The sequence below is a fragment of the Altibacter sp. genome, from assembly GCF_019913785.1.
Lineage (GTDB): Bacteria > Bacteroidota > Bacteroidia > Flavobacteriales > Flavobacteriaceae > Altibacter.
The window spans coordinates 86,488-98,398 of record NZ_JAIOHK010000055.1 but is presented as its reverse complement, the minus strand read 5'-3'; the positions used below and the strand labels follow the sequence as shown (position 1 = coordinate 98,398).

Genomic DNA, 11,911 nt, shown 5'->3' with positions numbered 1-11,911 from the left:
GATTTTTGCCTTAATTGAATATGAAACCGTATTTTTGTCGCCTGCTAAAATAGTTATCATGTTAGAAGATAAAAATCCCTTAAAAACCAATATATCTCAGTTGGGAGAATTTGGATTGATTGACCACCTTACCAAGAATTTCAAACTGAAACAAAAAACTAGTATTCGGGGAATAGGTGATGATGCGGCAGTAATTGCTGTTGAAAAGGGTATGCAGTTGGTCGTTTCAACCGATTTACTAGTGGAAGGGGTTCATTTCGATCTTAGCTATGTCCCATTAAAACACTTGGGGTATAAAGCCGTTGTGGTGAACCTGTCCGATATCTACGCGATGAATGCTACGGCCACACAAATTACGGTTTCTATTGCAGTTTCTAATCGGTTTCCTGTCGAAGCTTTGGAAGAAATATACGCGGGTATTGCTACGGCAGCCAAATTGTACCATGTCGATGTGGTAGGGGGAGATACCACCTCTTCAACCACCGGATTGTTGATTAGCGTTACGGCAATTGGTCAAGCAAAACCAGAGGTCTTGGTATATCGCGATGGAGCCAAAGAAAATGACCTGTTGGTGGTTAGTGGCGACCTGGGCGCAGCCTATTTAGGATTACAAGTGCTGGAACGTGAAAAAGAAGTTTTTAAGGTGAACCCAAATTCACAACCCGATCTAGAACCTTATACCTACCTCATTGAACGCCAATTAAAACCTGAGGCCAGAAAGGATATTCCAAAATTGTTGGCCGATTTAGGAGTGCAGCCAACAGCAATGATAGACATTAGCGACGGACTGTCATCCGAAATACTCCATATTTGCAAACAGTCTGAAGTGGGTTGCAATTTATACGAAGATAAAATTCCTTTAGATCCTCAAGTAATAAGTACTTCCGAAGAATTTAAATTGGACAGCACAACGATTGCCCTGAGCGGAGGCGAAGATTACGAGTTACTATTTACGATAAGTACCGAGGATTTCCCAAAAATAAAAGCGAATCCGCATCTTACCGTGATTGGACATATAACGCATAAAAAAGAGGGAACTCATTTGATCACTCGGGCAAATACAAAGATTCCTTTAATCGCTAGAGGATGGAACGCATTACAAGAAGACTAGTTTAAGAGGCGGCCTGTTTGGTAAAATGTCTTTCAAAAAATTGATGGTTGCTCTGCCAGTATTTGGTAAGTTTCACCATACGGCCATACCCGTCCGTCGTGTACCGCTGCTTACAATGTAAACATTCGTATTCCTCGATAAGAAGTTTCTCTTTTTTAATGGGGATATAGGTATGCCCTTTTAGTTTACAAACAATTTTCTTCATAAGCTATTGGATGGTGACTCGGTTGGTTCTTTTCTGAAAAAATTCTGCAACATTGGTATTTACCTCTCTGATCTTTTGAGTAAGGATTTCCAGTTTTCCACTTTGGTTATCAGTCACTTCGCGACCGCAGTGGGTACATTTGTATTCGTTAATATGGTTGGTAACTTTTCGGGTCACTGTGTAGTGGTGACCAATCGTGGCGCAGAAAACGCCCATTAGCGAAACCGATGTTTTTGGGGATGTATTGCTCATGGTTTTCAGTTTTTATTTTGTTAAATATATAAAAATAACAATACAAAAATCGTTTAAAAGCAAAATTATTCGATGAAATGCAAAAAATTAACAATTTCCTCCTTCTGTTCAATATGACTCATATGCCCTCCCGATACTTTTATTAGCGTAGCGTTGCAAAATTTAGCCCAGATTGCAGCTATTTCAAATGGCATTATGGGATCTTCGGTGGCGCAGATCATATATTTTTTCTTGCTGAATTGTTTTAAAACCGAAGTCCTGTCCTGGCGATCCTTCATACCTTTTATAGCGGCAATAATCCCGGCCAACGGAAACCGAAGCGCTATATTTTTTATAGTGGTTATTTCCGAAGCATATACTTTTTGAGAGCCTTCGGCAAATAAATTGGTGATGGCCATACTGATAAATGCCGTAGGATTCTTTTCAATAACCGAAAGAGCCCGCACCCGATTCTCCTTCCGTTCCGCCGAATCTTCAGCAGGGGTCGAATTCAATAGTACCAAGCTGGTGACCTCAGCTTCAAATAATTCGGCATACGCTAGTGCCACATAACCTCCCATGGAATGACCCACAAAAATCGCTTCAGAAATTTTTAGATGCTGCAATACAAATCGTACCGCATGGGCCATCTGTTCCATCGAATGGGTTTCAGACAAGATGCCACTTTTTCCATGACCGGGTAGGTCGATCGCTACTACCTTATAGTTCTGTGAGATTTCGGGAATTAATTCTTTCCACATCTCACTGCTTTCAAGAAATCCGTGGAGTAGTACCATCACAGGCCCCTGACCGGCAACCGTATAAAAGAGTGAGGTGTTGTGATAGTTCAGCTTCATTTTTTTATATTCGGCAACAAATATCTGTCAATGAACCACAGCAAGCAAACCTTTGTCACTGCTTTTGCACTTTTCTCACTTTTCTTTGGCGCCGGAAATTTAATTCTCCCACCTTTTTTAGGGTATAATGCCGGAGAAAGCTGGTTGTGGGTTAGCTTGGGTTTTGCTGTTTCCGCAGTGCTCATCCCTATTTTGGCAATCTATGGCTACGCTCGGATACAAGGTACCATGCTCGATTTTGCCGGCAAAGTATCACCTGTCTTTGCCATGGGGTATGCTGTTATGGTCTATGTTATTTCTGCAGCACTGCCATCCCCCAGAACTGCCTCCGTAGCCTATGAAATGGCCATACAGCCCTATTTTGATATTTCGTCATTATGGGCTAGCACCATCTATTTTGTCTTGGTATTAATGTGCGTCCTAAACCGCACGAAGCTGCTTGACCTCATAGGGAAATTTTTAACTCCGTTAATTATTGTCAGTCTATTGATCATTATTTCCTTCGGTCTTTTTGGCAATGTGGAACCCTTACGCGCCTCCATTTTTGAGAATTCTTTTGCTGAAGGCATTTTAGAAGGGTATCAAACCTTTGATGCCATTGGAGGAGTTGTGGTGGGTGGTGTGATTGTGATTTCTTTTAGGTTACAAGGGAGGTATAATTATACAGAGAAGAAACGGATGATTGCCAGATCGGGTTTGTTCGCCGGACTGGGATTGTTAATTATCTATGGAGGGCTAATAGCTCTAGGAGCCAGATATAGCGGGACCCTCGAGATTGAGAATCGGACCGAATTATTAACAGTACTAAGTACCCAAACTCTTGGAAATATTGGAACCGCATTTTTAGGGGTGTTGGTGGCGCTTGCCTGTTTTACGACAGCCGTCGGGATTGTAACCGGAACGGCCGATTTTGTAAAGGGCATAGCGGGTAATTCTCCAATCGCCTATAGGGTCACAGCGGTATTGGCGTGTGTTCTTGGGGTAGCCGTGGGACAATTTGATGTACATTATATTATAGACATAGCCGTTCCTGCGTTGATGTTCATTTACCCGATTACCATAGTATTAATCTTACTGAATTTAACTCCTAATCGCTATGCTTCAAAAAGGGTGTTTAGGGCGGTGACAATTGTGGCCATCCTTTTTAGCATACCCGATTTTTTAGAGGTTTTAATTTCTGAAGAAACCGTAACAGCGATAAAAAACTGGATTCCCTTTTCAAAAAATAGTTTGGGATGGGTGCTGCCGGCCTTACTTACTTTTGCGGTTGCCAATATGATCCGGTCATTCCGAAACGCATAAGACCGCTAATTTTTGTTTGCAACCTTGTAGTGAGAAGTCAATTAGACAACGAATTATAGTAGTTTACAATCTTTAACAAATCTTCTTGGCTCGTTATTTTGAGGTTGTTGGATGCTATATAGTCTTTAATGGAATTCTTTTTTTCGGTAAAAAGGGCATAGAACTGTTTTTTCCTTCTCGGGATCTCCACTAGGGTTTTATCAATTTTGAAATAGAAAATATCTCTCATTCTTCTGAAGCTATTTGGGGTTCCATTAACAAATGAGCTAGCTGCTTTTTTCTCCTTTATAAAGGAGACGGATTCCTTTTTAAGCAGCGTACATTTCTGTGTATCGTCTTTCGAGAGAATAACAAAAAAACCGATCGTTCCATTCATTTCATAAGCGCGATATGTTTTTTCGCCCAAGATTATATACAGGAAGTTGGATTTTTTTTTGAGTAAATAATAATCTACGCCATCTTCGAGTAATGACACTTCCATATTATCTGTAAATGCATTGTATCTGGCTAGGGCAGTTTCCATATATTCAAACTCCGGGGTATAAAACTTGCCGATAGGAAGATTTTTATTTGCTCCAACAGCATTGTCTATATATGGCGACCCTTCAATATGTTCATAGGTAAGGGTTTTGGGATTCGACTCTAGAGAGAGGTTTGAAGAATTTAGATTATCAAATATGGAAACATTCGAACCGGTGATCACTTGACCGCTACCCTGTGTGGGAATCTGACCAATGGAATTAGAAAAAATAAGCAGGAACAAAAAGATTTGAAAAGTTTGTTTCATTGCTACATTTTTGTTTTAGGACAGTTTCAATACTAAAAATACAAAAAATAAGCGCTTTTCAAATTGAAAACGAGGTGTTTAACTTTTGCTATGCATCAAGGCCTCTATCTCATCGGCTTCAATGGGAATATTGCCCATCAGGTTGAATGGCGCACCTTTTTTCTGAATCACCACATCGTCCTCTAGTCTTATTCCGAAACCTTCTTCCGGAATATAGATACCCGGTTCTACCGTAAAGACCATATTGGCTTTCATAGGTTCCCACAAAATTCCGTAGTCGTGAGTATCAAGCCCCATATGGTGGGAGGTACCGTGCATAAAGTATTTTTTGTAGGCGGGCCAGTCTGGGTTTTCGTTTTTCACATCGGCCTTGTCAATAAGCTTCAGTTTTAATAATTCGGAAGTCATTAATTTCCCCACTTCCACATGGTATTCTTTCCAAAAAGCACCCGGAACCAGCATTTTTGTAGCTTCATTTTTTACATGTAAAACGGCATTATAGACCTCGCGTTGCCGTTTTGTAAATTTTCCGTCAACGGGAATGGTTCGGGTCATATCACTACTGTAGTTGGCATATTCGGCTCCTACATCCAATAAGATAAGATCCCCTTTTTTACACTGTTGATTGTTCTCTATATAGTGTAGTACATTGGCGTTGTTTCCGCTGGCGACAATAGGCGTATAGGCAAATCCTTTGGAACGATTCCGAAGAAACTCATGCATAAATTCGGCTTCGATCTCATATTCCCAAACGCCGGGTTTTACAAAATTAAGGATACGCCGGAAGCCTTTTTCGGTAATATTACAGGCGGTTTGTAACAAATCGATCTCAATGGCATCTTTTACCGAACGAAGTCGTTGTAAGATGGGATTGCTCTTTGCCCAGCTATGTGCCGGAAACTTTTCCTTCGTATGTTTTATGAATCGGTCTTCCCGGGTTTCGGTCTCGACCGATTGACGGTAGTGCTCATTGGTGTTAAAGTAGATGGTATCGGCCTGTGTCATCAATTCAAAAAATACCTTTTCGAATTCGCTTAGCCAATAGACCGTTTTAATACCACTTACCACCAAAGCCCGATCTTTGGTCAATTTCTCTCCTTCCCATACGGCAATATGATCGTTGGTTTCCTTCAGAAAAAGCACCTCCCGATTTTTTGCATCCGCTGCCTCCGGGAATAGCAGCAAAATACTTTCCTCTTGATCCACACCGCTTAAAAATAAAATATCCCTGTGTTGCTGAAACGGCATCGTGCTATCTGCACTAATAGGATATTGATCGTTACTGTTAAAAACAGCCAGACTCTTCGGCTGCATCTGCGCCATAAAGTTCTTGCGGTTCTTGATGTATAAGGCGTTGTCTATTGGATGGTATTTCATGGGTTGCAGTTCAGAATTTGTTCAAAAATAAGGAATTTAAAATATCTAGGGTAGCACTCTTTATATGAAAATGAAACACGGCCCCTTGCCCTGATGAGAGAGCTATCGAAGCGATCAATTTTAAAGCTTAATGAAGATGCCAATCGGCAAGGTCGAATGGAGACCCACGGCGTACAATTTTTGTGTTTTTCAGCTAGAGAAAGGATTGAAAAGTCTTTCTGTTATAATTTAGAATAACATCCATCCATACTGAAGCACATTGCTGGTACATCGCTCTTCACCCATTCTTCAAAAGAGGAGGTTTTAGGGTGTATTCGGCCACAGCAGTATTAGCCATCATAAAATTTTGCAAACCAATCGCATTTCAGTAAATTCCACTTTCTAAATTTTCAACTTCATGAAAAAGCTATTCTTCCTTACTTTTTTCCTTGCTACGCTGATTTCTTTTGCACAACAAGCTGCCACTTCTGTAAACGATGTGGAAGCAGGATTGGCTCAAAAGGCCTTGTTTACAGAAAATTCCATCGTTAAAAACCTTCCCTTTAAGAACATTGGCCCTACCATTATGAGTGGCCGTGTAGTTGGTTTTGCGGTTAATCCCGATAATCCTATAGAATTTTATGTAGGCTACGCCAGTGGCGGAGTATGGCATACCAAAAACAACGGAACGAGTTTTAGTCCAATTTTGGACGGCAGTCCTACACAAAATGTAGGGTGTTTGGCTATGGATTGGAAAAACAACACTCTATGGGTTGGAACCGGTGAAGTAAATGCTTCTCGGTCTTCGTATGCTGGAATTGGTTTGCTGAAATCTTCAGACAATGGAAAAACCTGGGAAAATGTTGGCTTGAAAGACTCACATCATATTAGCAGTATTTTAATCAATCCGAACAATTCGAATGAAGTGGTTGTAGGGGTCTTGGGACATTTATATTCTACCAATGACGAACGGGGTATTTACAAGACCATGGATGGTGGAAAATCCTGGAATAAGACCTTGTTTGTGAACAATCAATCCGGGATCATTGAATTGGAGCGGGATCCGAATAATTTTAATCTGATGTACGCTGCTGCATGGGACAAGGATCGTAAAGCCTGGAATTTTACCGGAAACGGGGAAGGTAGCGGAATCTATAAGAGTACCGATGCAGGAAATACCTGGACCAAGGTTTCGTTGGATGGTAGTGGCTTTCCCCAGGGTAAGGGTGTAGGACGCATTGGGTTGGCCATCTATGACGCCAATACCGTATACGCCATTCATGACAATCAGGCGAGACGTGAAGGAGATGACGCCTCCGATACGAAAAGTGATGTGCTTTCGAAAGACGATTTTAAAGCAATGACAGCCACTCAATTTCTTGCATTGGAAAATGATAAATTAAACAAGTATTTACGCACCAATGGATTTCAGGAAAAATACAAGGCGGAAAATGTAAAGAATATGGTGAGAGGAGGTACGGTGAAACCGGTCGATTTGGCCAAGTACCTGGAAGATGCCAATTCGATGTTGTTTGATACGCCGGTCATAGGTGCTGAGGTCTATAAAAGTACCGACTCAGGAAAGACCTGGCATAAAACACACGATGGCTTCCTCGATGGGATCTATTATTCGTACGGCTATTACTTTGGAAAAATTCACGTGGATCCAAATAATAAGGACGGAATTTATATTTACGGGGTTCCAATTTTGAAATCCAAAGACGGCGGAAAATCGTTTACTTCTATAGATGCAGACAATGTACATGTCGATCATCATGCGCTGTGGATCAATCCGAAATTACCGGGGCATTTGATTGATGGAAATGACGGCGGAATAAATATTAGTTATGACGATGGGGCAAACTGGATCAAGAACAATGCGCCTTCCGTAGGACAATTCTATGCTATTAACGTGGATAATGAGGAACCGTACAATGTGTATGGAGGCCTTCAGGACAATGGTGTTTGGGTAGGGCCGCACGATTATGAGGCAGGGCCATACTGGCATCAAAGTGGACAGTATCCTTATAAAATGATCCTTGGTGGCGATGGTATGCAGGTTCAAATTGACAACCGTAATAGCGATGTGGTTTATACCGGATTTCAATTCGGAAATTATTACAGAATCAATCGCAAAACCGATACATACGATTACATCCAGCCGAAGCATGAGTTGGGTGATAGTCCGTATCGTTTTAATTGGCAGACGCCTATTTTGTTGAGTCCGCACAACCAAGATATTTTATATTACGGTGGAAATAAATTGATGCGAAGTATGAATCAGGGAACCGATTGGGAAGCCATTTCTGGAGACTTGACGCAAGGCGGAAAACCCGGGAATGTGGCCTATGGAACTTTGACATCGATAAGTGAATCTAAATTCCAATTTGGACTATTGTATACCGGTAGCGATGATGGGATGGTATATGTTTCTAGAAACGGGGGAGGAAACTGGACCAATATCTCAACTACCTTCCCGAAGGAGCTGTGGGTAAGTAGGGTGATTGCTTCTGCGCACAAAAAGGAACGCGTTTATGTAAGTCTGAATGGCTACCGTTGGGACGATTTTAAGCCGTATGTATATGTAAGTGAGAATTATGGAGCTACTTGGCAATCCATTGGCGGAAGTCTTCCCACCTCACCGGTAAATGTTATTAAGGAAGATCCCGAAAATGAAAATCTGCTCTATGTGGGGACAGACAACGGGGCATATGTTTCTTATAATAGAGGAGAAAACTGGGAAGCATTTTCCAAGGGATTACCCAATGTGGCAGTGCACGATCTGGTGATACAGGCGAAGGCAAAGGATCTGGTGGTAGGTACCCATGGCCGCTCTATTTATGTGGCCGATGTATCCTTGCTTCAGCAATTAAATGCATCAAATAGGAACGATTTACTTCTTGCTGAAGTTTCTGCCATTGATGCCTCACGACGTTGGGGTGATAGTTTCAGTCCGTGGAGCGAGCCAAGAGAACCATCGGTATCGCTTCAGGTGTTCGCCCCTGAAAGTGGAAAAGTAAAGGTGTCCATTCAAACCGAAGACGGAAAAGAAATCCAGCAATTTTCTGCCGAAGTTGACAAGGGATTGAATGTGCTTTCGTATGATGTAACCGTTTCAGAAAAGGGAGTAAAGACATTGGAAAAAACCGGGACAACGTGGAAAAAAGCAAAAAATAATAAGTACTATACACCCAAAGGAAAATATAGCATTGTGATTTCTCAGAATGGTAAAACAGCAAAAGCTACCTTTGAAGTTAAATAGTGTTTATAACAGTTCTAAATAGGAAGTAAACAAATGAGATTGTTTGGCAAAAATGGCAGTGCGCCGTATTTTTGTTGTATAATTTCTCTTTAAAAGAAAATCATAATGGGAATACTCTCCTCTTCAATAGCCAGAAAGGTTGCTATGGCACTTTCGGGCTTGTTTCTTGTATTTTTTCTTGCACAACATTTTACAATCAACCTCACCTCGATAATTGCCCCGGATACCTTTAATAGCTGGTCTCATTTTATGGGAACAAACGGCTTGGTACAGTATCTGTTACAGCCGGTGTTAATCTTTGGGGTTGTCTTTCATTTTGTGATGGGATTTGTTCTCGAATTGAAAAACCGAAACGCACGCGCCATTGGTTACCAAGCGTATAAAGGAAATGCTAGTTCTAGTTGGGCCTCCCGGAATATGATTATTTCAGGAGTGGTGATCCTAGCTTTTTTAGGGTTACACTTCTACGATTTTTGGATTCCTGAAATCGTTCATAAGTATTTTGAGTCGAACCCGGAAGACCCCACTAGATATTATGCCGAGACCGTTCATAAGTTTGAGAGTCCGGTACGGGTTGGACTGTATGTATTCGCCTTTGTGTTATTAGCCTTGCACTTATGGCATGGCTTTTCATCTGCTTTTCAAAGTATGGGATTCAACAATGCGTATTCCAAAGCCTTGAAAGGTTTTACCAAACTATTTGCGGTGATCATTCCGTTAGGGTTTATTTTCATTGCACTATATCATCATTTTAATCAATTACCCCACTAAACAAGCACGCTATGTCGATATTAGATTCTAAAATACCTAAAGGACCCTTAGCCGATAAGTGGACAAATTATAAAAATAAGATCAATCTGGTCAATCCTGCCAATAAGCGAAACATAGATATAATCGTGGTGGGCACAGGTCTTGCAGGGGGAAGTGCTGCTGCTACCTTAGCCGAGCTAGGCTATAACGTAAAGGCATATTGTTATCAGGATTCACCAAGAAGGGCACATTCTATTGCTGCTCAGGGTGGTATCAATGCCGCAAAGAATTATCAGGGTGATGGAGACTCTACTTACCGCCTTTTTTACGATACCGTGAAAGGAGGAGACTATCGTTCTCGTGAAGCCAATGTGTATCGATTGGCCGAGGTGTCGGCAAATATTATCGATCAATGTGTGGCACAAGGCGTGCCGTTTGCACGCGATTATGGAGGTTTGTTAGACAACCGTTCCTTTGGAGGCGTCTTGGTTTCCCGAACTTTTTACGCCAAAGGACAAACCGGACAACAGCTGTTGTTAGGGGCGTATTCGGCGATGAATCGTCAAATTGCGCGTGGTAAGATAAAGATGTACAATCGACATGAAATGCTCGATGTAGTAAAGATCAACGGCAAGGCAAGAGGAATCATAGCCCGAAATTTGGTTACTGGTGAGATTGAACGTCATTCGGCGCATGCCGTGGTAATCGCTTCAGGAGGGTATGGGAATGTCTATTTCTTATCGACCAATGCCATGGGCTCTAACGCCACTGCTGCCTGGAAAATTCACAAGAAAGGCGCCTTTTTTGCCAATCCGTGTTATACACAAATTCACCCAACCTGTATCCCGCGTTCGGGAGATTATCAGTCTAAATTGACCTTGATGTCTGAATCGCTTCGGAATGACGGGCGTATTTGGGTTCCGAAGAAAATGGAGGATGTATTGGCGATCCGTGAAGGAACGTTGAAACCCACTCAGATACTCGAAGAAGATCGCGATTATTATCTCGAGCGTCGCTATCCAGCATTCGGGAATCTGGTGCCTCGTGATGTGGCTTCCAGAGCCGCCAAAGAACGTTGTGATGCTGGCTTCGGAGTGAATGCCACAGGGGAAGCGGTGTATTTGGACTTTACATCGGCCATTCAGCGCTACGGTACGGAACAGGCAAAGTTGCATCATATTGAAAACCCTTCCGAAACAAAAATCACAGAACTCGGTGAGGCGGTCGTGGAAGAAAAGTATGGAAACCTTTTCCAAATGTACGAGAAGATCGTAGATGAAAACCCGTATAAGACACCTATGATGATTTATCCGGCGACCCATTACACCATGGGAGGCGTTTGGGTGGACTACAACCTAATGACAACGGTCGATGGCCTGTATTGTATTGGCGAAGCTAATTTCTCGGATCACGGAGCTAACCGGCTAGGGGCTTCGGCGCTTATGCAAGGTTTGGCCGATGGCTATTTTGTCTTGCCGTATACCATTGGGGATTATCTGGCGAATGATATTAGAACCGGAAAGATACCTACCAATACACCCGAATTTGATGCTGCGGAAAAAGAGGTTACGGATAAAATCAATTTCTTCGTCAATAATAAAGGAGAACACTCTGTAGATTATTACCATAAAAAACTAGGTAAGATCATGTGGGATAAGGTTGGAATGGCTAGAAACGCTAAAGGATTGACCGAAGCCATGGCCGAGATCAAAGCCTTACGTGAGGATTTTTGGAAAAATGTAAAAGTGCCCGGATCGTCGAATGAAATGAACCCCGAATTGGAAAAAGCAGGTCGTGTGGCCGATTTCTTAGAGCTAGGTGAATTGTTTGCAAAAGATGCACTGATGCGGGAAGAATCCTGTGGTGGACATTTCAGGGAAGAATCGGTCGAATTGGACGGGGAGCAAAAGGGAGAAGCCAAACGGAACGATGTTGATTATGCTTTCGTGGCTGCTTGGGAGTACAAAGGAGATCCGGGAGCGGCGGTGCTACACAAAGAGGATCTAGAATTTAAAGATATTGAGTTAAAACAACGTTCGTATAAATAGAA

The 11,911-nt window shown here is 42.0% G+C and carries 10 protein-coding genes; 5 read left to right on the top strand and 5 right to left on the bottom strand.

Annotated elements, in window-relative coordinates; all coding sequences use genetic code 11:
• Window positions 1–58 precede the first annotated feature (58 nt).
• Window positions 59–1,111, top strand: a complete 1,053-nt coding sequence (gene thiL, locus K8F54_RS08655; RefSeq protein WP_290789591.1) for a thiamine-phosphate kinase — start codon at window positions 59–61, stop codon at window positions 1,109–1,111.
• 1 nt (window position 1,112) lies between these two features.
• Here the strand turns inward: thiL and K8F54_RS08650 are convergent, their stop codons facing one another.
• The 3 genes from K8F54_RS08650 to K8F54_RS08640 form a co-directional block, all read right to left on the bottom strand.
• Window positions 1,113–1,316, bottom strand: a complete 204-nt coding sequence (locus tag K8F54_RS08650; protein ID WP_290789589.1) for a hypothetical protein — start codon at window positions 1,314–1,316, stop codon at window positions 1,113–1,115.
• Window positions 1,317–1,319: 3 nt separating this feature from the next.
• On the bottom strand, window positions 1,320–1,568 hold the full coding sequence (locus K8F54_RS08645; protein ID WP_290789586.1) for a hypothetical protein: 249 nt from the start codon (window positions 1,566–1,568) through the stop codon (window positions 1,320–1,322).
• 65 nt (window positions 1,569–1,633) lie between these two features.
• Window positions 1,634–2,404 carry an alpha/beta hydrolase gene (locus tag K8F54_RS08640; RefSeq protein WP_290789583.1) on the bottom strand — a complete coding sequence of 257 codons (771 nt, stop codon included), beginning with the start codon at window positions 2,402–2,404 and terminating at the stop codon, window positions 1,634–1,636.
• 30 nt (window positions 2,405–2,434) lie between these two features.
• On the opposite strand from K8F54_RS08640, the gene brnQ reads away from it, so the two are divergent.
• The gene (gene brnQ, locus K8F54_RS08635; RefSeq protein ID WP_290789580.1) at window positions 2,435–3,706 is read left to right on the top strand and encodes a branched-chain amino acid transport system II carrier protein; all 1,272 of its coding nucleotides are present in this window, start codon (window positions 2,435–2,437) and stop codon (window positions 3,704–3,706) included.
• 37 nt (window positions 3,707–3,743) lie between these two features.
• Here the strand turns inward: brnQ and K8F54_RS08630 are convergent, their stop codons facing one another.
• Both K8F54_RS08630 and K8F54_RS08625 read right to left on the bottom strand, forming a co-directional pair.
• Complete coding sequence (locus K8F54_RS08630) at window positions 3,744–4,493, bottom strand: hypothetical protein (protein ID WP_290789577.1); 750 nt, start codon at window positions 4,491–4,493, stop codon at window positions 3,744–3,746.
• A gap of 78 nt (window positions 4,494–4,571) precedes the next feature.
• The gene (locus K8F54_RS08625; RefSeq protein ID WP_290789574.1) at window positions 4,572–5,870 is read right to left on the bottom strand and encodes an aminopeptidase P family protein; all 1,299 of its coding nucleotides are present in this window, start codon (window positions 5,868–5,870) and stop codon (window positions 4,572–4,574) included.
• Window positions 5,871–6,267: 397 nt separating this feature from the next.
• Between K8F54_RS08625 and K8F54_RS08620 the strand changes: the two genes are divergently transcribed.
• The 3 genes from K8F54_RS08620 to K8F54_RS08610 all read left to right on the top strand — a co-directional run bounded on the left by K8F54_RS08620 (window position 6,268) and on the right by K8F54_RS08610 (window position 11,909).
• On the top strand, window positions 6,268–9,111 hold the full coding sequence (locus K8F54_RS08620) for a glycosyl hydrolase (protein ID WP_290789571.1): 2,844 nt from the start codon (window positions 6,268–6,270) through the stop codon (window positions 9,109–9,111).
• Between the two features lie 102 nt (window positions 9,112–9,213).
• Entirely contained in the window at window positions 9,214–9,882 is a 669-nt protein-coding gene (locus K8F54_RS08615) for a succinate dehydrogenase cytochrome b subunit (protein WP_290789989.1), read from the top strand.
• Window positions 9,883–9,893: 11 nt separating this feature from the next.
• The gene (locus tag K8F54_RS08610; protein ID WP_290789568.1) at window positions 9,894–11,909 is read left to right on the top strand and encodes a fumarate reductase/succinate dehydrogenase flavoprotein subunit; all 2,016 of its coding nucleotides are present in this window, start codon (window positions 9,894–9,896) and stop codon (window positions 11,907–11,909) included.
• Window positions 11,910–11,911 lie beyond the last annotated feature (2 nt).